Raw genomic sequence first — 21,470 nt, 5'->3', positions numbered from 1 at the left:
CGGCCAACAGGCTGGCCAGCAGTTCTTCGGGGACTTCGTGTTTCTTGGTTGTCATTGTGTTTACGGACTATGGGGCCAGTGCCCCGTTGGAATTGTCCATTTACACAAAATCCTGTACACCCTCGGCTTGTGCGGAAAGCGGGTTTATTTACGGCTTCGTTAGCTGCGTGCCATCACCTATTAGAGATGATACAACCATGCACCATGCGTTTCCAGACCGGAGGTTGGCACCGAGAACTATCTCAATGTTCATGTATGGGACCCTCCCTATTGGGCAATGGCTTTAAGCACACCTATCAATCCACCTACAGCACGTGCCAGATCATTGACTGAAGCAGGTGCATCGCACTCAGGAATGGCCACCATACCTTCCTTGCAGAGGATGAACTCGCCCGCATCATAAGTGGCCTGGTACACCCCACGCAGGACACCGTCTTTGGCAGAACCGTTGACCTTGAACTCCGCTGTTTCCGTGCTGCCATTGGGAAACTTTTGTCCCTGAGGTGCACGACTACGCAGGGTCATTCCCACGCGGTCACCCTGAATCGTATTGATCCGTCCCTGGGAATTCACACCGGTGGCCGCTTTCAAGTTAATCTCACCTCCTGCAGTGACCTCTCCTGTGGCAGCCATGGTGGTTATCGTGGGCGAAGACAATTTGAGTACGCCGCGCCAGTTACCAATCAATTTGTCTGGCATGACGAAGTGCGCCACATCACCTTGCGTGAGAGCTGGCGCTGACAAGGGAGCTACAACCTGAGCACCAGAGTCTAGGTAGGCCAATACCGGATTGCATCTCTTTTCGCCCGCAATAGCTTTTTTGTAAACGATGTCCCGCACCGTCGTGCCGTCCTCGGCCCGAAGGCTTAGGTCAGCACCACGCTGTTGGTACACCTGGAGCAACATCACACCACATGAATAGTTTGCTGCCAACATTACCGGGGTGTAACCGTCCAAGTCCTTGGCATTGATATCCGCTCCAGCCGCGATCAGCATATCCATATATTTGAGAAAAATGGCCTTGTAGTCAGATGTTGATGGAAACAGCCAAGCTGTCTCACGCCCACTCAACAAATGCAAAACCGTCTGCTTCGTCGTATTAGTGGTCGACTTAACATCTGCCCCTGCATCAATTAAACGCTGAGCCAGTGGTAGCAGTCCTCCACGGTACTTAAACATCTGGTCGCGCAATTTGGCGTTGAACGTCATGAAAGCGCTCATTCCATCCTGGTTCTGTCTGAACGTGGCGATATTCGGATTGCCACCACGTTCCAATACCCAACCGATCAAGTCAAAGGAAGCTCCACCATAAAGTACCGCACCGCCCATTGGTGAAACACTGCCACAGTTGGTGCAATTGATATCAGCCCCCTGCTTGAACAACATATCAGCCAACTCAATGTTGCCACTGTCGAAAGCCTTATAAAAGTCTTGCGTCACTTTGCTCGGCGCTGGAACTTGAGGTGTAACCACCGGCACACGGGCAACCTCCTGAACCAAAGGTTTGGTCAACACGGATGACACTTTGGGGGGCGCAGCAGGCTTTTTTACAGCGTCAGAGATGGTGATTGGCTTTTGTACAGGTACAGGTACGGTCGACGTTGTTGTGGTTTTGGTGGGTTCATGTACAACCGTAGGAATGGTCGGTTGGACTTGGGCTTGGGCCAAGGATGCAAAACCTGCAAGCAAGAGGAAGTGGTGCGGTTTCATCATGGTGTATATCGGAAATGCGCTAATTCAAAGCTGCGGCCCGTCCGGTGTAAAAAAAATCATCGCCGGACTTGACCAGTCTGTAGAGCCACTGTGTTTGCTCGTTTTTTTTCATGGTGCTCCAGTAACTGACCCAGGCTGGGTCAGTCTTGGTGGAAGCGAACCAAGCTTCAGGTACAAACTTCAAACGGGCCCGTACATTAGCAATAGACTGCCCGGTCAGATCATTGTTTATGTCAATGGCTTCGATGGAGACAACTTCGAATCGCCCGTTACGCACGCAGGGTGCTCGTAAGACAGAGGCTGAAGTATCTGGAGGCACAAAAGCTTTACCGGCCTCCGTCAGCTTGTATGCAGGTACGTCCTTGATGATATTGTTAAGCCATGACTTTTCTTGAATCGCGCCAAGTTCAATCAGTTTGGCTGCTTCAAGGGCTCTTAGAACCAGAGTTGTTGGTTCGTTGGTCGGGTCATAGCGATGCCCCACATTCGCGGTGATGCATTCAGACTGCTTGCTCAGACCATTGTTGATCACCTCTTGCGCGCGTTCCTTGGTTTTGTCTGACGATGTACAGCCACCACCCCCCACTGCAATGAGGGTAGCAATGACCAGCGGCTTCCAATAGTTCGAACCCCATTTCGTCCGACGTTGATGCCCAGCGCTGTCAATGAATATGCCGAAACCCATGTACCTGCCCCCACATGCTGTCAATATATGAATTAATTATTTTTTGTATCTTAGACAGTATACATAAGGCCAATTGGGCGAGTGTCCAACCCAAGCCAGTCCCAATCATTCACACCAAATGCCACCGCAATTGCAGGCAGCGAGCACGCGGTCGACGCCCGCATTGCTTTGAGATATCGCATCAAGACTTTGCGTTGATGGCGACAAATCACACAAAAGGAGTTAGCGGACCGGCTGCTCGCTGCACAATCGTACGGCTGATGAAACACATTGGCCTGCTACAGGTACGCCGGGTTAAAGTGATGCGCTCCACCTTCGATCCGCTATTGCCCCGTGTGGGTTCTTTGCCGGGACTTATTCAGCGTAACCTGAGGATGGCTATTTCCCACCTGTGCCCGCCCTGGGCGTTGACGTGGTGTGCACCCTGGTAGCGCTGCGCGGACTGCTGGCCAACAATCGGCGCAGGCGCGGCAAGGCGGCGACGGCATTGGCCGTGGTGGCGGTGGCCAGTTCTGCCAGGGGCAGCGCGCGCAAGGCCGCCAGCTCGGCGGCGATGCGCGGCAGCTCGGCCGGGCTGTTGATGCCTTGCGGCGCGCCAGCGGCGCGCTGTTGCGCGGTTTTGTAGAGCCAGTGCGGCGGCATGTCGGGCGCATCCGTTTCCAGCACGATGCTCTCCAGCGGCAGTGTGGCCGCCAGGCGGCGCAGCTGCAGCGCCCGGTCATAGGTCAATGCGCCGCCAAAGCCCAGTTTCAGCCCGAGCCCGATCAAGGCCTGCGCCTGGCTGAAACTGCCGCTGAACGCATGGGCGATGCCGCGCCACTGCCCGCCCGGCCCCGCCACATCACGCAGGCCCTTGAGCACCTGATCGACCGCGCGGCGTGAATGCAGCAGCACCGGCAGCTCAAATTGGCGCGCCAGCTTGAGCTGCTCGCGGAAAAACGCCAGCTGCCGTTCACGCAGCGGGCTGGCGCACAGTTCAGGCACAAAAAAATCCAAGCCAATTTCGCCCACAGCCACCAGATGGGGGTCGTCGCGCTGCTGTTGCAGGGCTGCCGCCAGCTGCGCCAGCGCATCGTCCGGCGCGCCAGCCACATACAGCGGGTGAATCCCCAGCGCGTAGGCATCCGCCCCGGCATGGGCCAGCCGCCGCACCGCCTCGAAGTTACCCACCTCAACCGCCGGGAACACGCAATGCGCTACGTTTTTAGAAGCAGCTGAGGCACGTTCTACCTGGGCTAGAGCCCCAAACTCCTGTGCATCGAGGTGGCAATGGGTGTCAATCCAGCGCATCACGACACCTGTTTCGCACCGTGTCCGCTAGGCGGCTTCGGCCAGACGCCCCTGCACCAGCGTGAGTTGACGGGCGCAGCGCGCGGCCAGGGCAGCGTCGTGGGTCACCACCACAAACGCGGTGCCCTGGGTTCGGGCCAGCTCCAGCATCAGGTCAAACACCGCTTGCGCGGTGTTGCGGTCCAGGTTGCCGGTGGGTTCGTCGGCCAGCACGCAGGCCGGGCGCGTCACCAGGGCGCGGGCCATGGCCACCCGCTGGCGCTCGCCACCCGAGAGTTCTGCCGGACGGTGATGCAGCCGTTCGGCCAGCCCTACCTGTTGCAGGATGGCGCTGGCGGCCTGGGTGGCTTCGGCCCGGTCGGTGCGGCGAATCCACAGCGGCATGGCCACGTTCTCCAGCGCGCTGAACTCGGGCAACAGGTGGTGGAACTGGTAGACGAACCCCAGGTGCCGGTTGCGCAGGCGGCCCTGTTCGGCGGCACTCTGGTGCGCCAGATCCTGCCCAAGCAGCGTGACCGAACCACTGGTCGGGGCATCCAGGCCACCCAGCAGATGCAGCAGCGTGCTTTTGCCCGAGCCTGACGCGCCGACAATCGCCAGCGTCTGGCCGGCAGACACGTCCAGATCGACCCCCTGCAACACCGACACGTCGAGCCGGCCTTCGGTGAAGCGCTTGGTCAGGCCACGCGCGCTGAGCACCAATTTTTGTGGCGATATTGTTTCGCCGCCGGGGAAACGCGCCTCCGAGGGGCTGAAGGCTGCGGCTCCAAGCCCGCCTGCGCGGGTTTGGACAGCCTGAAGAGTCGTCGCCTCTGGCGACGACACGTTCAGGGAGGACACGTCAGTGCCGAGCGTGGGGGTACTATTCATAACGCAGGGCCTCCGCCGGGTTGACACGGCTGGCGCGCCAGCTCGGGTACAGCGTGGCGATGAACGCCAGCACCAGTGAAATCAGGGCGATCGGCACGATGTCGCCCTGCTGCGGGTCACTCGGCATGCGGCTGATCAGGTACACGTCGCGCGGCAAGAAGGTGGCGCCCAGCAACTGCTCCAGCGCCGGCACGATCACATCGATGTTGAAGGCAATGCCCAGCCCCAGCGCCAAGCCGGCCAGGGTGCCAATCACCCCCACCATCGCGCCCTGCACGACAAAAATGCCCATGATGCTGCCCGGGCTGGCGCCCAGCGTGCGCAGGATGGCGATGTCGGCGCGTTTGTCGGTGACCGTCATCACCAGCGTGCTGACCAGGTTGAAGGCCGCCACGGCGACGATCAGCGTCAGGATGATGAACATCATGCGTTTTTCCAGTTGCACCGCGGCAAACCAGGTGCGGTTCTGGCGTGTCCAGTCGCGAATCAGCAGCTGGTCGGTCAGTGTGCTGGCCAGATCGGCCGCCACGGCGCGCGCCTGGTGCAGGTCACGCAGCTTGACGCGCACGCCGCTGGGGCCTTCGAGCCGGAACAGCCGCGCGGCGTCGTCCATGTGCATCAGCACCAGGCCCGCGTCATATTCGTAGTGGCCGGAATCAAAGGTGCCCACCACCGTCATCTGTTTCAGGCGCGGCACCACCCCGGCCGGTGTCACCTGGCCGCCGGGTGCCACCAGCGTGACCTTGTCGCCCTGACCCACCCCCAGGCCGCGCGCCAGCTCGGCGCCCAGCACCACGCCAAATTCGCCGGGCACCAGCCGCGCCAGCACCGAATTTTTCAGGCCCACGGCCAGATCGGTCACCTCCGGCTCGTGGGCCGGGTCAATGCCCCGGACCATGGTGCCTTTCATGTCTTCTCCCCGCGCCAACAAAGCCTGGGCAGCTATAAAAGGTGCAGCACCTACCACTTGCGCATGGGTTCGGACCTGGCGCAGGGTACGCGCCACATCGGGCAGCGCCGCCCCGTTGGGGGCAAAAATCTCGATGTGCGACACCACGCTCAGCATGCGGTCACGCACCTCTTTCTGAAAGCCGTTCATGACGCTGAGCACAATGATCAACGCCGCCACGCCCAGCGCAATGCCAAGCATGGAGACCCCCGAGATGAACGAGATAAACCCGTTGCGCCGGGTGGCACGGCCGGCGCGGGTGTAGCGCCAGCCAAGGGAAAGTTCGAAAGGGAGTTGCATCAGGTCTGGGCGCCACCACGGCGCCGGGAGTTGGGTCGTGATTATCCGGGACAATCCGGGTCATGCACCTGATCATTCCCTACGCCAACAGTTGCTCTGATGGCGCTGCGGCGGCCCTGCCCACCCTGAAACTACCCCATCTGCAACACCTGCTGGCCCGCCTGAGCCCGCTGGCGTGCGACCCGGGTGACGACTTCAGCCTATCACCGCCCCATGAACGCGCGCTGGCAGCGGCCCTGGGCCTGCCGGTGGCCGATGGCCAAATCGCCTGGGCGGCGCTGCGGGCGCGCCAGCTCGGTACGCTGGACGCCAGCGGCGCCTGGGGCTTCATCACCCTGTGCCACTGGCAGGTCAACAGCCACCACGTGGCCATGAGCCACCTGCCGCTGCCCGGGCTGGATGCCGGGCAGTCCGACGCCCTGCTGGCCGCCATGCGGCCGTATTTTGAAGAAGATGGCCTGACCCTGCACGCCGACCAGCCTGGCCGCTGGCTGGCGCGAGGCGAGCTGTTGGCGCCGCTGGCCAGCGCCTCGCCTGACCGGGTGGTTGGCCGCAACCTGGCGCCGTGGATACCCAGCGGCCAGGCCGCCGCCGGACTGCGCCGTCTGCAAAACGAGATGCAGATGCTGCTCTACACCCACCCGGTCAACGACGCCCGCACCGCCTGCGGCCTGGTGCCGGTCAACTCCTTCTGGCTCAGCGGCACCGGCGCCCTGCCAGCCGGTTATGCGCCGCCCGACAGCGCCACGCAACCCATCGTCATCGACAGCTTGCGCAGCGCGGCACTGGCCGAAGACTGGCCCGGCTGGGTGCAGGCCTGGCAGGCCCTGGATACCGACCAAATCAAGGCGCTGGCGCAGGCCGTCGGCCGGGGCGAGACCGTGCAACTCACGTTGTGTGGTGAGCGCAGTGGCCAGAGCTGGTTATCACAACCCCAGTCGGCCTGGCAGAAGTTCAAGCATCTTTTTGGCACCCAGCCCGCATATAACCTGCTTGAGAAGCTATGAAATTAATAGTAAGAGACGTGCCGCCGCGCACTGCATGGGCGCTGGAGAAAGCCGGCATCCACCCGCTGCTGGCGCAGTTGTATGCCGCCCGCGGCGTGCAAAGCCCGCAAGAGCTGGACGATGCCCTGGCCAGGCTGCTGCCCCCCGGCACCCTGAAAGGCGCCAGTGACGCCGCCCGGCTGCTGGCCGACGCCATGGCCGCCGGCCAGAAACTCTGCATCGTTGCCGACTACGACTGCGACGGCGCCACCGCCTGCGCCGTCGCCGTGCGTGGCCTGCGCCTGCTGGGTGCGCGCCAGGTGGACTACATCGTGCCCGACCGGGTGCAGGACGGCTACGGCCTGACCCCGCCGATTTCCGCGCGCGTCAAGGCCAGCGGCGCCGATGTGCTGATCACGGTGGACAACGGCATCGCCAGTTTCGACGGCGTGGCCGCCGCCCGCGCGCTGGGCCTGCAGGTGCTGGTGACCGACCACCACTTGCCCGCCCTGCGCGCCGGTCAGGTGGAGCTGCCCGATGCCGATGTGATCGTCAACCCCAACCAGCCCGGCTGCGGCTTTGAGAGCAAATCCATCGCTGGCGTGGGCGTGATGTTTTATGTGCTGCTGGCGCTGCGCGCCGAGTTGCGCCAGCGCGGGGTGTTTGACGCCGGCAATCAACCCAAGCTCGACGCCCTGCTGCCGCTGGTGGCGCTGGGCACGGTGGCCGATGTGGTGCGGCTGGACGCGAACAACCGCCGCCTTGTGGCGCAAGGGTTAAAACGCATCCGAGCCCAGACGTTACCTGCCGGTCTAGCTGCGTTATTTGTAGCATCCTCGCGTGAAGCCAAGTCCGCCACCACTTTTGACTTCGGCTTTGCGCTGGGGCCGCGCATCAACGCCGCCGGGCGCCTGTCGGACATGACGCTGGGCATTGAATGCCTGCTCACCGACGACCCCGACCGGGCGCTGGAGCTGGCCCGCACACTCGACGCCATCAACCGCGAGCGCCGCGAGATCGAAGGCCAGATGCGCGAGCAGGCGCTGGCGGTGGCCGAGTCACTGTTTGCCGACACCACCGAAGCCCCGCCAGCGGTCTGTGTGTTTGACCCCGACTTTCACGAAGGCGTGGTGGGCATCGTGGCCTCACGCATCAAGGACAAGCTGCATCGCCCGGCCTTCGTGTTTGCCAGCAGCGGCGCCGCCGGCCACGGCCACGAGCTCAAGGGCTCGGGCCGCTCGATTGCCGGTTTTCACCTGCGCGACGCGCTGGACCTGGTGGCCAAGCGTTACCCCGGCGTGTTGCTGCGGTTTGGCGGCCACGCCATGGCCGCCGGCTGCACCATTGCCGAAGACCATTTCGACACCTTTGAGCGCGGGCTCAGCGAGGTGGCGCAAGAGTGGCTCGACGCCGCCACCCTGACCCGCCGCCTGGACACCGACGGCCCGCTCAAACCCGAATACCGCCGTGTCGACCTGGTCGACACCCTGCATCAGGAGGTCTGGGGCCAGGGCTTCGCCGCCCCCACCTTCAGCGAAGAGCTGGAGGTGGTGTCGCAGCGGCTGGTGGGCGAAAAACACCTGTCACTCAAGCTCAAGCACCAGGGCCAGCCGGTGGACGGCATCTGGTTTGGCCACACCGAGCCGCTGCCCCAGCGCGTGCGGCTGGCGTTCCGGCTCGATGCCGAGAGCTGGCGCGGTGAACGCAAGGTGCGTTTCCTGGTGGAGGCGGCGGAGTTACCCTGACCGCCCGCGGCTCTTTGGCTTGCCCCCTAGAATGGCACGATGAACTCCGCCATCAACGCTGATCTGCATTGCCACTCGGTCATCTCCGACGGCACCCTGACACCAGAGCAGCTGGCGCAACGCGCCCGGGACCATGGCGTGACCTTATGGGCCCTGACGGACCATGATGAAGTGGGTGGCCAGGCCCGCGCCGCCGCCGCTGCAGCCGCCGTGGGGCTAGATTACCTGACCGGGGTGGAAATCTCGATCACCTTCCTGGGCCAGACCGTGCACATCGTCGGCCTGGGTTTTGATGCCGAGGACGCCACGCTGTGGCATGGCCTGCAGCGCACCCGTGGCGGGCGCGCCCAGCGCGCCCAGGAAATGGCCGACGACCTGGCCCGCGTCGGCATCAAAGGGGCGTTTGAAGGCGCCCTGAAATACGCGGGCAACCGCGACCTGATTTCGCGCACCCACTTTGCCCGTTACCTGGTGGAAACCGGTGTCTGCAAGGACACTTATGAAGTGTTTCGCAAATACCTGACCGAAGGCAAACCCGGTTTTGTCGAGCACCGCTGGGCGAGCCTCAAGGACGCTGTCAGCTGGATCCGGGACGCCGGTGGCCTGGCCGTGGTGGCCCACCCGGCGCGCTACAAGTTCAGCGCTAACGAGGAATTTGCCCTGTTCACCGAATTCAAGGGCCACGGCGGGCAAGGCATGGAAGTCGTCACCGGCAGCCACACGGTAGCCGAATGCGCCACCTATGCCGACATGGCGCAGGAACTGGGCCTGGCGGCCTCGCGCGGCAGCGACTTTCACTCACCCGACGAGAGCCGCGTCGAGCTGGGCGCCCTGCCGCCCTTGCCCGAGCAACTGACCCCGGTCTGGCAGTTGCTGGAGGCGCGCATCCGGCGCGCGCCGGACCCGGCCGAGTAAGCGCCGCACCGCGCTCCACCAGGACGCCATGATGGCGGTTTCGCTGGCTTGATCCCAACCCCTCCGATTCCGTCTGGTCGGCTTGGTCGCGCTGTGCATTCGGAAATCGCATAACCAAGCTCGGAAAACTTCGTTGATGGGCAAGAGCCCCTCCACTACATTGGACAGCTGATCCTTCGGCGCTTGATCGAAGGACATCCAGCAGCCCCTTTGGAGTGATTCTTGATTCTTGACGAACGCAGTTATTCGATCCACCCGGCACATGTCCGGGACTATCTGGACACCTACGTGCGCGAGGGGATGGCGTTGCAGGTCCAGCATCTGGGCCACTTGTTGGGCTGGTTCACCACCGACACAGGCACCGTCAACGAGGTGGTGCATATGTGGCTGTACGACGATCTGGCTGATCGGGAACGACGCCGCAGCGCCCTGGAGGCAGACCCACTGTGGTGGGCATTTCGCGCCAAGACTTCTCCCTATGTGCAGTCCATGCGCAGCCGGCTGCTGCGTCCCACGAGCTTTTCTCCCTTGCGCTGATGTCCATGTCAAACCTGTCCCCCACCATCAACGGCATGCCCGTTCCTTCTGCCAACACCCACTGGCAGCGCCATGCTGCAGCTGCCCTGCACTTGATTGAGAAATACGTCGGTGCCGCCGCCGGCGGCGTGCTGGCCCTGCTGCTCGCCGTGGTGCTGGCAGCCGTCGCTGCCCGCTACCTCGGCACCAACAGTCTGGCCGGGGCCGATGAGCTGGCTCTGTGGCTGTATGTGACACTGGTTTTTTTGGGATTACCGCTGGCTGCCAATGGTGCATTGGCCATGCGGCTGGACCTGCTGAGCGCACGCTTGCAGGGCAAATGGCAATGGCTGGCGGAGGCGCTGGTCGAAGCCATCGTGATCCAGGCCGCGTGCGTGTTCCTGTTTGGTGCGGCTGATGTCTGGCACATGTTGGGCGGCACGTCCGACACCCTCGGTGTTCCAGAAAACTGGCGTTATGGACCCGTGATTCTGGGCGCCGCCCTGACACTGCTCACCTCTGCTTTGCGTGCGGCCAGCCTGCCCCCAATCGAGGCCAGCAAACTGGTGTCCGGTTGGGTACTTGGCGCCACAACGTACGTGTTATTACACCAGCTTGGCCCCTGGCCTGTGGGTCTGCCCAGCGCTATCGGCGCCGCCATGACGGCCTTCGGCATTGTGATTGGTGCCCCCTTGCCGCATGCCCTGATCGCCGGGCTGTTGTGGACTTTGCCCGTGGGTGGGCTGCTGCCGGAGCCGGCAGTGGTTCAAAACGCTGTTTCTGGGGTGGGGCGTTTCCTGTTGCTGGCTATTCCCTTCTTTTTACTTGCTGGCGTGCTGATGGCATCTGGTGGACTGGCCGAGCGGCTGATACGCCTGGCGTCCTGCCTGGTTGGTCATCGCCGTGGGGGACTGGCCCAGACCACCTTGCTGACCAATGTCATGTTTTCCGGTGTATCGGGCTCGTCGATTGCGGATGCCGCGTTTGGCGGCAAGGTGCTGGCGCCAGCCCTGATCGCCCGAGGTTATGCGCCGGAAAAGGCAGCTGCCATCGTTGCAGCAACGTCGGTGTTGCCCAACATCATTCCACCCTCGATTGCCTTTTTGATTCTGGCCGCGGCAACCAACCTGTCGGTAGGTGAACTGTTTCAGGGCGGCCTGGTGGCCGGCCTGATTCTGGCGGCAACGCTGGCCTTGGCGCTACACCTGCTGTCACATGAGTTGAAGCAAGAAACCACCGCCACGTCCCAGGAACGCAAGGCTGCCTGGTGGGGCGCCTTGCCGGTGCTGGGGATGGCTTTCATCATTGTGATGGGGATCCGCATGGGTGTCGTCACCCCCACGGAAGCAGCTGCCATTGCCGCTGCTTACGCTTTGGCGGTGGCCATGATCAGTCAGTCCAGCTTGCGCTGGCGTGGTCTGGGTCAAGTGTTTGTCCGGGCAGGCTGCGAAGCCAGCGCCGTCGGTTTGCTGATTGGTTGTTCCGCGCCACTGGTGTTTTTGTTGGCGGTTGACCGGGTGCCGGATGTCGTGACCTCGGCCATCACGGGTATCGGCGGTGGTGCCTTTGGTGTCATGCTGGCCACCAACCTGATCCTGCTGGTTGCCGGGTGTGTGCTGGACATTGGTGCAGCCATTCTGTTGTTGGCTCCGTTGATGTTGCCGGTGGCAGTTGCTGCAGGTATCGACCCGATTCACTTTGGCGTGATCCTGGTGGTCAACCTCATGATTGGTGGCCTGACGCCACCCGTCGGCATGCTGGTGTATGTCACCAGCAACGTCATGCGACTGCCCGCCGCGACTGTGTTCCGTGCCAGTCTGCCGCTGCTGGGCGCGCTGCTTGTCGTCCTGGCTCTGCTGGCCATAGCTGCCGCCGTCTGGGCACTACGCTGATTCTTCCACGACTCCATTCCAACTCAACTTACAGGACTTCATGATGACAAAATTCAACCGACGTCATTTCAATCACCTGCTGGGTGCGGCTGCCGCCACCACCTTGCTCGGCAGCGCTGCCCACGCCGCACCACGCACAGTCACCGTCGCATCACTGTTTGGCGAAGACAAACCGGAAACAAAGATCTGGCAACGTATCCGCGACCAAGTGGAAAAAAGGCTGCCAGGCCGGTTTGATTTCCGCATTGTCCAGAATGCCGCGCTGGGCGGTGAAAAACAGGTGGCCGAGGGTATCCGACTCGGCTCCATTCAGGCCAGCCTGTCCACCATCTCCGCCGTTTCGAGCTGGGTGCCGGATTCACAGATTCTGGATTTACCGTTCCTGTTCAAGGACCGCAGCCATGTGCGCCGTGCGCTTGACGGCAAACTGGGCCAGGAATTCAAGGACAAGTTCGCCGCCCAGGGTTTTACGGTACTGGGTTTCATCAACTATGGGGCACGTCACCTGTTAGCCAAGGAAGCCATAGCCACACCGGCCGGCATCAGTGGCAAACGTATCCGTGTGATCCAGAGTCCCTTGCACACCGAGCTTTGGAAAGCTTACGGCGCCCGTCCCACCGCCATTCCGATCACCGAAACCTATAACGCACTCAAGACCGGCGTGGTGGATGCCATGGACTTGACCAAGTCCGCCTACGCAGGCTTCAAGCTGCATGAAGTGGTGCCTTACTTGATCGAGACCAGCCATATATGGGCCACCGGCATTGTGTATCTGTCGCAAACCTTCTGGAAAAGCTTGTCCGAGGAAGAACGGGCCGTTTTCGCTGCCGCTGGGCAGGAAGGCGCTCGTGCGTTTGACGACCTGATCATTGCGGACGAAGCTACCTCGGTCGCCTCCGTCAGCGCTGCCGGTGGCAAAGTGATACCCGCCCAGAACCTGGCAGGCTGGCAGGAAGGGGCGCGCAAGGTCTGGACGCAATTGGCGCCCACACTGGGCGGCCTGGAACGTATCGAAGCCATCGCGCGTAGTTAACACCTCCATCGCTCACAAGGACACACCATGAGTTACAGCACCAGTATTGACAATCCCAACCCTTATCCCATCAACATCGGCGTCACCTATCCAGAAGTCTGGCATCTGTGTCAGTCCGCAGTGGAACTGGCCTGGAGTCCGACCCGTGACATCGATTTTTCCGACCTGGAAAAAGCCGATCTGCCACCCGAAGTACGCGCCGCCGGAGCGGAATGGTGGAGCTTGCGCGCCTGGATGGAGCATGTGGCCATTGCCTATGGTGCAGAGCGGCTCAAGGAGGCGGTTGCCAGCCACCAACCGTTGGAAATCAAACAGCAGATCACCAACTTCATCAATGAGGAATTGCGTCACCATGAAGGCTCGTTCCGCATTGCCGAGGCGCTGGACAAGTTCCACACCAGCCCGCGCGTGAGCTACATGCAGGAGATCATTCCTACCTTTCATGATGAAAATCATGAACGCAAATTGCCCTTCCTGGCCGGACTGGCGCTCAATGCGCTGTTTGAATCCATGTCCGGTGACCTGCTCACCCCGCGTACCCGCAATGCCAAGTTCGAATCAATTCGGCAAGTCTGCAAGCTCATTGATCGCGATGAAGCGCGCCATGTGCAGTTCGGCCGCATTTTGCTGCGTTACCACGCCAAGGATATTTCCACCGAAGACAAGGAAATCATTGGCCAAGTGTTCGTCAAGAAGCTGCGGGACGTGCTGCTGCGCGGTGTTTATTCGGTCATCAATCTGCCGCCGCAGGACCGGGCTCACGCCGGGCGCGTGCGCGAAATTGCCGCAGAATGGGGACTGGGGGCGAGCCGCCCGGAAGATGAGGTCGAGATTTTGCGCGGTTCCTTGAAACGGATTCGTGAATGGGTGGAACCTCATGGCTTCCACATTCCGCGAGTCCCGGAACTCGATCAAGAAACCGAAGCCGTCGCCGCCTGATTGGCCAATGACTGGAAACACGCTGTGGTACACCCGCTGCCCGGTGCCGTCGCCACTGGGGTTGGCGGTCCAGCTTGGCTGGCTGGACGACGCCTTCAAAACGGCCGGGGTTGTTGTGCAGTCCGTGCTCGACAGTCCGCAGCAGAGTGTGAGAGGCAGCCACTTTTCCCACCATCTACCGTGGTCTGTACGCCAGGGCGGGAATATTCCCGCCCTCTGGGCACGTGCCAATGGAGCGCCCACGCGGTTGCTGGGACTGAGCTGGACTGACGAATTTCAGGCCATCATCACTGTCGGGAACACACACCTTGGCCAGGCCAGGGACCTGCGTGGTCGTCGAATCGCTCTCCCCCGGCGGACCAGTGACCGGATTGACTTTCATGGTGCAACAGCGCTCAAAGGTATCTGGTCCGCATTGACCACGGCGGGACTGGACCTGAAAGACGTGGAACTGGTGGACTGCACCAATCACGAACCTGCATTGCTGGCCACCACGCAGTCCAATCTGTTCGGACTACGCCGACGCCAACCCTATTTTCAGGAACTGGCAGCGCTGGTCAAGGGTGAAGTGGATGCCATGTTTGTGAAAGGTGCTGAGGGCATCTTTATCGCCAACCTGATTGGTGCCCAACTGGTGGTACAAACCGGGCGTCACCCGGACCCGATCATCCGCGTCAACAATGGCTGCCCGCGCACCCTGACGGTAGACAACACGCTGGTACAGGAGCGCCCAGATATCGTCGCGCAATTGGTATCTCTGGTTGATCTGGCCGGCCAATGGGCAGACGCGCATCCTGCAGACACGCTGCGCTTTGTGGCACGCGAGATGGGGTGCTCGGAAGAAGCCGTACTGGCATCCAATGGCCCCAATTTACACACAACACTTGGCCTGGGTCTGATCCAGGAGCAGGTCGATGCCTTGGCGTTCTTTCAGCATTTCCTGTTTGAACATGGTTTCATTCCAAATGACCTTCCCGTCAACAACTGGGTTTACCTGACGTCGTAGCGATCTCAACCCGATGCAGATCTCCCTGCCCATATCGCCAGCGCACTGATCACGCCGCCAATCAGCAGAACAGATGACTGTTCAAGCTGGCAAGCGACAATGGGTCATGCTCCAGTTTTTCAAGACCTATCCGCTCAACCTGCAGCCACACCTGCTCAAACAGGCTGTCGTCCGGTTCGGCATGCCGGGTCATCCAGACCGCATCCGGAACGCCCGTCCCGCGTACCCGCTGTTCCAGACCACGGCCTGAAACGCATGTCATTCTGGAAAACCCACCACGGCGGCGGCACTTTGCTGATGGTTTCAGCCACCCTGTGTTTTGCCCTGCTGGACACGACCACCAAACATGCCACCCGACTCGCGCCGCTGCTGATGCTGCTGTGGTTTCGTTACGCCTTTCAGGCCGTGGTGACCTTTGCGCTGCGCTTTCCGGTGCAAAAGAAGGAGCTGCTGCGCACCCCCAACCCACGGTTCCAGACCCTGCGCGGGGTGCTGTTGCTGTGCACCAGCATGTGTTCGTTTTTTGCCTTGCAGTACCTGCCGGTGGGTGAATTCACCGCCATGGTCATGCTCTCACCGATGGTGGCCACCGCGCTGTCCGCGCTGGTCCTGAAGACCCACGTTACCCATTTGCGCTGGGTCGTGATGGCCGTCGGCCTGGGCGGTGTGTTGCTGGTGGTGCGCCCGGGGGGCCAGGTGTTTGGCTGGGCCCTGCTGTTTCCGCTGCTGCTGATCATCACCTACGCCTGGTTTCAGGTGCTCACCAGCCGCCTCAGTGCGGATGAAAGCCCCTATACCACCCACTTTTACACCGGTCTGGTCGGCGCCGTGGTCATGACGCCACTGGCCGTCTACAGCTGGAACACCACGGCCTTACTGACTTATTGGCACTGGTTTGTGCTGATCGGTTTTCTGGGGACCTTTGGCCACCTGATGCTGATTCGTGCCTTCAACCGCGCCAGCGCCGCGGTGCTGTCGCCCTATCTCTATACCCAGATCGCCTTTGCCACACTGGCCGGCTGGCTGGTGTTTCGGCATGTGCCCGATGCCTTCGCCTGGGCCGGCCTTGCCGTCATTGCTGCCAGCGGTGTGGGCAATGCCCTGCTGACGATTCGGGAAGCCTCGGGCAAGCGACAATAGGCCATGCCTCTGCTTTTTGAAATCCACCCAGACAACCCGCAGCCCCGCTTGCTCAAGCAGGCCACCGCCCTGCTTGACCAGGGTGAGGTGCTGGCGGTGCCCACCGATTCCAGCTATGCGCTGGTCTGCCATCTGGACGACAAGGCCGCGGCCGACAAGCTGCGCCGGATTCGGGGAGTGGACGACAAGCATCACCTGACGCTGCTGTGCCGCGACCTGTCCGAGCTGGCCAATTACGCCCAGGTCGACAACCAGCAATACCGCCGCCTCAAGGCCGCCACGCCCGGGGCCTACACCTTCATTTTGCAAGCCACCAAAGAGGTGCCGCGCCGGTTGAGCCACCCGTCACGCAAGACGATTGGCCTGCGTGTGCCCGATCACAAGGTGTTGCAGGAGCTGCTGGCCTTGCACAACACCCCGTTGCTGGCCACCACCCTGATCCCTCCCGGCGACACCGAGCCACTCAACGATGCCGACGAGATTCGCGAACGTTACAGCGGGCGCATCGCGGCGGTGATCGATGCCGGTGCCTGCCCGCGTGAACCCACCACGGTGGTGGACCTGACCGACAGCGAGCCCGTCATCATCCGCGAGGGCCGTGGTTCACTGGCATTGTTGGGCCTGTGAACCCGACGAGCGTTTTCATCACCCCTTGCCCTGAGACAATTGCGTCATGGACTTTGCCCACCTGATTCAAACCATCGCCCTGTACGCCATTCCGGTGCTGCTGTCGATCACCCTGCACGAAGCGGCGCACGGCTACGCCGCGCGGCATTTTGGTGACAACACCGCCTACATGCTCGGGCGCATCACACTCAACCCGCTCAAGCACATTGACCCGATCGGTACCATTCTGATGCCCCTGCTGCTGTATGTGGCCACTTCGGGGGCATTCCTGTTCGGTTATGCCAAGCCGGTGCCGGTGCGTTTTGGCAATCTGCGCCACCCCAAGCGGGACATGGTGTGGGTAGCGCTGGCCGGGCCGGCGGCCAATTTTGTCCAGGCTCTGCTTTGGGGCGTGTTCTATTACCTGCTGCAGGCCGGCGGCGTGAGCGAGCCGTTTTTCATTGAAATGGCGCAAGGCGGCATTCTGGTCAATGTGGTGATGTTTGTCTTCAACCTGTTTCCGCTGCCGCCGCTGGATGGCGGCCGCATTCTGGTGGGCCTGCTGCCCTATCGTCAGGCCATGCTGGTGTCACGGATTGAGCCATGGGGGTTTTTCATTGTGATGGCACTGGTGCTGGCCGGTGTGGTCAGCAATTTGTGGATGCGCCCCTTGATGAGCCTGAGCTACAAGCTGATCGATGTGCTGCTGACGCCGCTGGCCCTGCTGGCCGGCTGAAGTGGCCTGGCTTGTTCATGTTTTTTTGTGATTGACGATTTCCCCATGAGTATTGAGCGTTTTCTGACCGGTATCACCACCTCTGGCACCCCCCACCTGGGCAATTACGTGGGCTCCATCCGCCCGTCTGTGCGCCACAGCCAGCGCAGCCAAGTGCAGAGTTTTTATTTCCTGGCGGATTACCACGCCCTGATCAAGATCGACGAGCCGGTCCGCATCCAGCGCTCCACGCTCGAAATCGCCGCCAGCTGGCTGGCCTGTGGGCTCGACCCCGAGCGGGTGGTGTTTTACCGCCAGTCCGACATTCCCGAGATTCCTGAGCTGACCTGGTTTCTGACCTGCGTGCTGGGCAAGGGTGTGCTCAACCGTGCGCATGCCTACAAGGCCGCCGTGGACAAGAACACCGCCGCCGGCACCGATGCCGACGCCGACGTCAGCGCCGGTCTGTTCATGTACCCGGTGCTGATGGGCGCGGACATCCTGATGTTCAATGCCCACCAGGTGCCGGTGGGGCGTGACCAGGTGCAGCACATTGAGATGGCGCGCGACATGGCGCACAGCTTCAACCACCGGTATGGTGTGCACTTTGTGGCGCCGGAGGCCGCGATTGAAGACAATGTGGCCACCTTGCCCGGCCTGGATGGCCGCAAGATGAGCAAAAGCTACGACAACACCATCCCGCTGTTTGCGCCGCGTGAACAGCTGCAAAAGCTGATTGCCAGCATCGTCACCGATTCCAGGGCGCCGGGTGAGCCCAAGGACACCGAGGGCTCGGCCCTGTTCCAGATTTACCAGGCCTTTGCCAGCGCCGAAGAAACCGCAACGCTCAAACAGGCTTTTGCCGACGGCATCGCCTGGGGTGAGGCCAAACAGCTGGTGTTTGAGCGGATTGATCAGGAAATCGCACCGATGCGCACCGCCTATCTGGCCCTGATCAACGACCCGGGCAAGATTGAAGCCATCTTGCGAGCCGGCGCCGCCAAAGCGCGTGCCATCGCCACCCCGTTCATGGCCGAACTGCGCCACGCCGTGGGGTTGCGCGACCTGCGCTCCAAAGAAGCGGCAGGCAACAAGACCACCAAGGTGGCGCTGCCGGTGTTCAAACAATACCGCGAGGCCGATGGCCAGTTTTATTTCAAACTGCAGGACGGCGATGGCCGGCTGCTGCTGCAAAGCCGGGGTTTTGCCGCCCCCAAGGTCGCCGGACAAACCATTGCGACCCTGCAAACCCAGGGCGCCAGCGCCTTGGCCGGCATGACCGATCAGCTTGAACTGGCCACTGGCGTCTCGGCGAGTGATCTGGAAAATGCTTTACTCACCCTGCGTGAAGCAAAAGCCAAATAAGCCACTGTACAATCGCGGCTTCGAGTTGCGGAGAGGTGGCAGAGTGGTCGAATGTACCTGACTCGAAATCAGGCGTAGTAGCAATACTACCGAGGGTTCGAATCCCTCCCTCTCCGCCAAGGATGATGTTTTTAACGGACAACGAAGTCCAACAGAAATAAAAAAACCCCCGTAATTCAATGAGTTACGGGGGTTTTTTTGTCAATAACGGTCAAGGAAGGACATTGACAGCCAAAATTATTGGGGGTATTTTTGGGGGTATAAATCGGGCTTTTCCGATACCCCCAGAAAAAATACCCCCAAATGGCTCTCACAGACACCGAATGCAAGCAATCCAGCTGCCCACCTGATCGTGGATTTATTCGCCTGGCTGACAGCCAAGGCCTCTATTTGCAAGTGACCAAGACAGGCGGAAAGCTGTGGCGCTGGAAATATCGCGTTGGCGGCAAAGAAAAGGTGCTGGCCCTTGGTGCTTATGGCAAAACTCCCCCTGCCCTGACCCTGGCCCAAGCCCGCCAAGCCCGTGACAAGGCACGCGAAGCACTCGCCGGTGGCGATGACCCCGCCCAGATCAAGCGCGAAGCCAAGTTGACCAAGGCCATCAACGATGCACGCACCTTTGAAGCCGTGGCCCGGCAATGGTTTGACCACTGGAAAGGCACCAAAAGCGCCCGCCACACTGAGTACGTGATGCGCAGGCTTGAGGCCGATGTATTCCCGGCCTTGGGTGGCCGTGCGCTGACCAGCATCACCGCCCCCGCTCTGCTGGCCATGGCTAAGGGTATCGAGGCACGCGGGGCGATTGACATTGCCAAGCGAAGCCTGCAAACCTGTGGCCAGATCCTGCGCTATGCCGTGGCCCATGGCCTGATTGAGCGCAACCCAGCCGCAGACGTGAAGCCGTCAGACGCACTCAAGCCCCACAAAAAGGAAAACTATGCCCGGCTGGATGCCAAGGAAATGCCCGAGCTGCTGCGCAAAATTGAAGCCTACCAAGGCAGTCCATACACCCGCTTCGCCATGAAGCTGCTGGCGCTCACCTTTGTGCGCACAAGCGAACTAATCGCCGCCCACTGGGATGAATTCGACCTTGAAGCCGGGCAATGGCGTATACCCGCAGAACGCATGAAAATGCGCACCCCCCACATCGTGCCCCTTGCCCCGCAAGCTGTTGAGGTGCTGCAAATTCTGCAAACCACATCCAATGGCCGCGCCCTGCTGTTCCCCGGTGAGCGAGACCACCAAAAGCCCATGAGCAACAACACCATTCTGAAAGCCCTGGAGCGCATGGGCTACAAGGGCCGTATGACAGGGCACGGCTTCAGGGGCATGGCCTCGACCATGTTGCACGAACAAGGCCACGCCCACCATCTGATTGAATTGCAGCTTGCCCACCAGGAGCGCGACCAGGTGAGCGCCGCCTACAACCACGCCACCTACCTGGCAGATCGCACCGCCATGATGGTCACCTGGGCCAACACCCTGGACAAGCTGCGCAAAGGCGCTGACGTGATCCAGCTCCCCCAGCGTGCCGCCTGACACCAGCCGCCCCCCAACCAACCGCCCCGCAGCACTTGCCGGGCGGTTTTTTTGCGCCTTTTGCAATTTTTACCGGCTGCTACCGCCGGAAAAACTTGGGACACTGGGAACAAACCGAAGAAACCCAGCAACCATGCGGGTTAGCGCCGTTTTAGGACTGGGAACAAAGTGGGAACAGAGTGGGAACACTTTTATATGATGAAATTTATTCAATCATTTACCTATTTCCTGCTCCCATTTGCCCAGCCCATCCCCTACCTGCGGCCCAACCCGTTCACCTTTTGCCACCGCCGTACACCAATTCGTTCACTTTTCCAAAAAACCAGCCACTAGCGTGAGCGCGGGGGTCGAATTACCCGCATGCTGTTTTGCCCCAAGAGTACCTATAGGGGGGTGCTTGGCCTGCTGGCCTATATTGGATGGCATTGGAAACGAGCGCGATGGGTATCCCCCTGGAACCCGACCACCGGGCCGCGTGGTTTTGTGGTGGCCTGCTTGTCTGGTTAGTTGCCTTGCACACGCCTGCACAGTGATACGGCGCTGACCCACCACCACACATTACCGGGTAATGTTGGAGTTGATTGGATGGCCTATGTAACGCATAATGCACACTTCAATGATTAAAACCATCACCTACCAAGACGGTAACGGCAATAGGCCCTATGCCGATTGGCTGGAGGGCTTGAGCGACAAACAGGCCAAGGCCCGCATTCTGGTGCGAGTCAACCGCATGGCCGCTGGCAACTTTGGGGACTGCAAGCCGCTACGTGACGGGGTTCAGGAACTAAAAATTGACATTGGCCCGGGTTATCGCGTGTACATGAGCAGGCAGGGCCCGGTGTTGGTGCTACTGCTGTGCGGTGGCGATAAGTCCAACCAAAACCGTGACATTGAACGTGCCATTGCATATTTGAAAGACTGGAAACAAAGGGGTAAACCATGAATGCACCGCGAGACGTGAGCCATGATGAAACGGTGATTTCCATGCTCAAGGCAGACCCGGATTTTGCCAACGAATATCTTGCCGCAGCCCTGGAAGAAGCCGAACTACCGGGCGGGCAAGCTGCGTTACTGGCAGCACTGCGACACATTGCAGAGGCGCAAGGCATGACCGCAGTAGCCGCACGTGCTGGCATACCCCGTGAGAGCCTTTACCGCGCCTTGAGCCCAACGGGTAACCCGACCATCAAAACATTCCTTGCCGTGGTGCGTGGTGCAGGCCTTCACTTGGAAGTGTGCAGGGAACCCGTGGCTGCGTAATCGTCT

General features: G+C 61.0%; 21 protein-coding genes and 1 tRNA gene. 17 read left to right on the top strand and 5 right to left on the bottom strand.

Translation table 11 applies throughout. From position 1 onward, the window contains the following. Positions 1 to 267 precede the first annotated feature (267 nt). The 5 genes from PHW99_RS13325 to PHW99_RS13305 all read right to left on the bottom strand — a co-directional run bounded on the left by PHW99_RS13325 (position 268) and on the right by PHW99_RS13305 (position 5,807). Positions 268 to 1,713, bottom strand: coding sequence for a hypothetical protein (locus PHW99_RS13325; RefSeq protein WP_300178341.1), 1,446 nt, complete (start codon positions 1,711 to 1,713; stop codon positions 268 to 270). 19 nt (positions 1,714 to 1,732) lie between these two features. Then, on the bottom strand, positions 1,733 to 2,398 hold the full coding sequence (locus PHW99_RS13320; protein ID WP_300178337.1) for a hypothetical protein: 666 nt from the start codon (positions 2,396 to 2,398) through the stop codon (positions 1,733 to 1,735). Positions 2,399 to 2,776: 378 nt separating this feature from the next. Beyond that, the gene (locus PHW99_RS13315; protein WP_300178333.1) at positions 2,777 to 3,691 is read right to left on the bottom strand and encodes a TatD family hydrolase; all 915 of its coding nucleotides are present in this window, start codon (positions 3,689 to 3,691) and stop codon (positions 2,777 to 2,779) included. A 24-nt stretch (positions 3,692 to 3,715) separates the two neighbouring features. Next, the gene (gene lolD / locus PHW99_RS13310; RefSeq protein WP_300178330.1) at positions 3,716 to 4,558 is read right to left on the bottom strand and encodes a lipoprotein-releasing ABC transporter ATP-binding protein LolD; all 843 of its coding nucleotides are present in this window, start codon (positions 4,556 to 4,558) and stop codon (positions 3,716 to 3,718) included. Further along, entirely contained in the window at positions 4,551 to 5,807 is a 1,257-nt protein-coding gene (locus tag PHW99_RS13305; RefSeq protein WP_300178326.1) for a lipoprotein-releasing ABC transporter permease subunit, read from the bottom strand. The genes lolD and PHW99_RS13305 overlap by 8 nt, the downstream gene beginning before the upstream one ends. Positions 5,808 to 5,869: 62 nt before the next feature. On the opposite strand from PHW99_RS13305, the gene PHW99_RS13300 reads away from it, so the two are divergent. The 17 genes from PHW99_RS13300 (at position 5,870) to PHW99_RS13220 (ending at position 21,464) form a co-directional block, all read left to right on the top strand. Beyond that, positions 5,870 to 6,814, top strand: coding sequence for a hypothetical protein (locus PHW99_RS13300; RefSeq protein ID WP_300178322.1), 945 nt, complete (start codon positions 5,870 to 5,872; stop codon positions 6,812 to 6,814). After that, a complete protein-coding gene (gene recJ / locus PHW99_RS13295; RefSeq protein WP_300178319.1) occupies positions 6,811 to 8,538 on the top strand; it encodes a single-stranded-DNA-specific exonuclease RecJ in 1,728 nt (575 codons plus the stop codon). Before PHW99_RS13300 ends, recJ begins: the two co-directional genes overlap by 4 nt. A gap of 39 nt (positions 8,539 to 8,577) precedes the next feature. Further along, a complete protein-coding gene (locus tag PHW99_RS13290) occupies positions 8,578 to 9,453 on the top strand; it encodes a 3',5'-nucleoside bisphosphate phosphatase (RefSeq protein ID WP_300178317.1) in 876 nt (291 codons plus the stop codon). Between the two features lie 222 nt (positions 9,454 to 9,675). Next, on the top strand, positions 9,676 to 9,990 hold the full coding sequence (locus PHW99_RS13285; RefSeq protein WP_300178314.1) for an NIPSNAP family protein: 315 nt from the start codon (positions 9,676 to 9,678) through the stop codon (positions 9,988 to 9,990). Continuing rightward, complete coding sequence (locus PHW99_RS13280; RefSeq protein WP_300178312.1) at positions 9,990 to 11,861, top strand: TRAP transporter large permease subunit; 1,872 nt, start codon at positions 9,990 to 9,992, stop codon at positions 11,859 to 11,861. The genes PHW99_RS13285 and PHW99_RS13280 overlap by 1 nt, the downstream gene beginning before the upstream one ends. A 43-nt stretch (positions 11,862 to 11,904) precedes the next feature. After that, entirely contained in the window at positions 11,905 to 12,894 is a 990-nt protein-coding gene (locus tag PHW99_RS13275) for a TRAP transporter substrate-binding protein (RefSeq protein ID WP_300178309.1), read from the top strand. Between the two features lie 27 nt (positions 12,895 to 12,921). Further along, complete coding sequence (locus PHW99_RS13270; RefSeq protein ID WP_300178306.1) at positions 12,922 to 13,833, top strand: hypothetical protein; 912 nt, start codon at positions 12,922 to 12,924, stop codon at positions 13,831 to 13,833. A gap of 7 nt (positions 13,834 to 13,840) precedes the next feature. Beyond that, positions 13,841 to 14,839 (top strand): ABC transporter substrate-binding protein, encoded by a 999-nt coding sequence (locus tag PHW99_RS13265; RefSeq protein WP_300178303.1) that lies wholly within the window; start codon positions 13,841 to 13,843, stop codon positions 14,837 to 14,839. Positions 14,840 to 14,912: 73 nt separating this feature from the next. Beyond that, positions 14,913 to 15,089, top strand: a complete 177-nt coding sequence (locus PHW99_RS13260) for a hypothetical protein (protein WP_300178300.1) — start codon at positions 14,913 to 14,915, stop codon at positions 15,087 to 15,089. Positions 15,090 to 15,094: 5 nt separating this feature from the next. Beyond that, positions 15,095 to 15,979 carry a DMT family transporter gene (locus PHW99_RS13255; RefSeq protein WP_300178297.1) on the top strand — a complete coding sequence of 295 codons (885 nt, stop codon included), beginning with the start codon at positions 15,095 to 15,097 and terminating at the stop codon, positions 15,977 to 15,979. 3 nt (positions 15,980 to 15,982) lie between these two features. Beyond that, positions 15,983 to 16,606 (top strand): L-threonylcarbamoyladenylate synthase, encoded by a 624-nt coding sequence (locus PHW99_RS13250; protein WP_300178294.1) that lies wholly within the window; start codon positions 15,983 to 15,985, stop codon positions 16,604 to 16,606. Between the two features lie 46 nt (positions 16,607 to 16,652). Next, a complete protein-coding gene (locus PHW99_RS13245) occupies positions 16,653 to 17,321 on the top strand; it encodes a site-2 protease family protein (RefSeq protein ID WP_300178292.1) in 669 nt (222 codons plus the stop codon). A 45-nt stretch (positions 17,322 to 17,366) separates the two neighbouring features. Further along, entirely contained in the window at positions 17,367 to 18,665 is a 1,299-nt protein-coding gene (locus PHW99_RS13240; RefSeq protein ID WP_300178289.1) for a tryptophan--tRNA ligase, read from the top strand. Positions 18,666 to 18,694: 29 nt separating this feature from the next. Beyond that, positions 18,695 to 18,784 (top strand) — tRNA-Ser (locus tag PHW99_RS13235). A gap of 184 nt (positions 18,785 to 18,968) precedes the next feature. Then, complete coding sequence (locus PHW99_RS13230; RefSeq protein ID WP_300178286.1) at positions 18,969 to 20,204, top strand: tyrosine-type recombinase/integrase; 1,236 nt, start codon at positions 18,969 to 18,971, stop codon at positions 20,202 to 20,204. A 616-nt stretch (positions 20,205 to 20,820) separates the two neighbouring features. Further along, on the top strand, positions 20,821 to 21,147 hold the full coding sequence (locus PHW99_RS13225; protein ID WP_300178283.1) for a type II toxin-antitoxin system RelE/ParE family toxin: 327 nt from the start codon (positions 20,821 to 20,823) through the stop codon (positions 21,145 to 21,147). Further along, complete coding sequence (locus PHW99_RS13220; protein WP_300178280.1) at positions 21,144 to 21,464, top strand: addiction module antidote protein; 321 nt, start codon at positions 21,144 to 21,146, stop codon at positions 21,462 to 21,464. The genes PHW99_RS13225 and PHW99_RS13220 overlap by 4 nt, the downstream gene beginning before the upstream one ends. Positions 21,465 to 21,470 lie beyond the last annotated feature (6 nt).

This window comes from Rhodoferax sp. (assembly GCF_028689305.1).
GTDB lineage: Bacteria > Pseudomonadota > Gammaproteobacteria > Burkholderiales > Burkholderiaceae_C > Rhodoferax.
This window is presented reverse-complemented; position numbering and strand designations above follow the sequence as displayed.

Bases quoted from the DNA above. Each gene is read 5' to 3' on its own strand.
- PHW99_RS13305 (WP_300178326.1), bottom strand. From the start codon at position 5,807: ATGCAACTCCCTTTCGAACTTTCCCTTGGCTGGCGCTACACCCGCGCC.
- PHW99_RS13265 (WP_300178303.1), top strand. From the start codon at position 13,841: ATGACTGGAAACACGCTGTGGTACACCCGCTGCCCGGTGCCGTCGCCA.
- PHW99_RS13280 (WP_300178312.1), top strand. From the start codon at position 9,990: ATGTCCATGTCAAACCTGTCCCCCACCATCAACGGCATGCCCGTTCCT.
- recJ (WP_300178319.1), top strand. From the start codon at position 6,811: ATGAAATTAATAGTAAGAGACGTGCCGCCGCGCACTGCATGGGCGCTG.
- PHW99_RS13300 (WP_300178322.1), top strand. From the start codon at position 5,870: ATGCACCTGATCATTCCCTACGCCAACAGTTGCTCTGATGGCGCTGCG.
- PHW99_RS13275 (WP_300178309.1), top strand. From the start codon at position 11,905: ATGACAAAATTCAACCGACGTCATTTCAATCACCTGCTGGGTGCGGCT.
- PHW99_RS13240 (WP_300178289.1), top strand. From the start codon at position 17,367: ATGAGTATTGAGCGTTTTCTGACCGGTATCACCACCTCTGGCACCCCC.
- PHW99_RS13325 (WP_300178341.1), bottom strand. From the start codon at position 1,713: ATGATGAAACCGCACCACTTCCTCTTGCTTGCAGGTTTTGCATCCTTG.
- PHW99_RS13230 (WP_300178286.1), top strand. From the start codon at position 18,969: ATGGCTCTCACAGACACCGAATGCAAGCAATCCAGCTGCCCACCTGAT.
- PHW99_RS13250 (WP_300178294.1), top strand. From the start codon at position 15,983: ATGCCTCTGCTTTTTGAAATCCACCCAGACAACCCGCAGCCCCGCTTG.
- PHW99_RS13255 (WP_300178297.1), top strand. From the start codon at position 15,095: ATGTCATTCTGGAAAACCCACCACGGCGGCGGCACTTTGCTGATGGTT.
- PHW99_RS13320 (WP_300178337.1), bottom strand. From the start codon at position 2,398: ATGGGTTTCGGCATATTCATTGACAGCGCTGGGCATCAACGTCGGACG.
- PHW99_RS13220 (WP_300178280.1), top strand. From the start codon at position 21,144: ATGAATGCACCGCGAGACGTGAGCCATGATGAAACGGTGATTTCCATG.
- PHW99_RS13290 (WP_300178317.1), top strand. From the start codon at position 8,578: ATGAACTCCGCCATCAACGCTGATCTGCATTGCCACTCGGTCATCTCC.
- PHW99_RS13260 (WP_300178300.1), top strand. From the start codon at position 14,913: ATGACTGTTCAAGCTGGCAAGCGACAATGGGTCATGCTCCAGTTTTTC.
- PHW99_RS13225 (WP_300178283.1), top strand. From the start codon at position 20,821: ATGATTAAAACCATCACCTACCAAGACGGTAACGGCAATAGGCCCTAT.
- lolD (WP_300178330.1), bottom strand. From the start codon at position 4,558: ATGAATAGTACCCCCACGCTCGGCACTGACGTGTCCTCCCTGAACGTG.
- PHW99_RS13245 (WP_300178292.1), top strand. From the start codon at position 16,653: ATGGACTTTGCCCACCTGATTCAAACCATCGCCCTGTACGCCATTCCG.
- PHW99_RS13270 (WP_300178306.1), top strand. From the start codon at position 12,922: ATGAGTTACAGCACCAGTATTGACAATCCCAACCCTTATCCCATCAAC.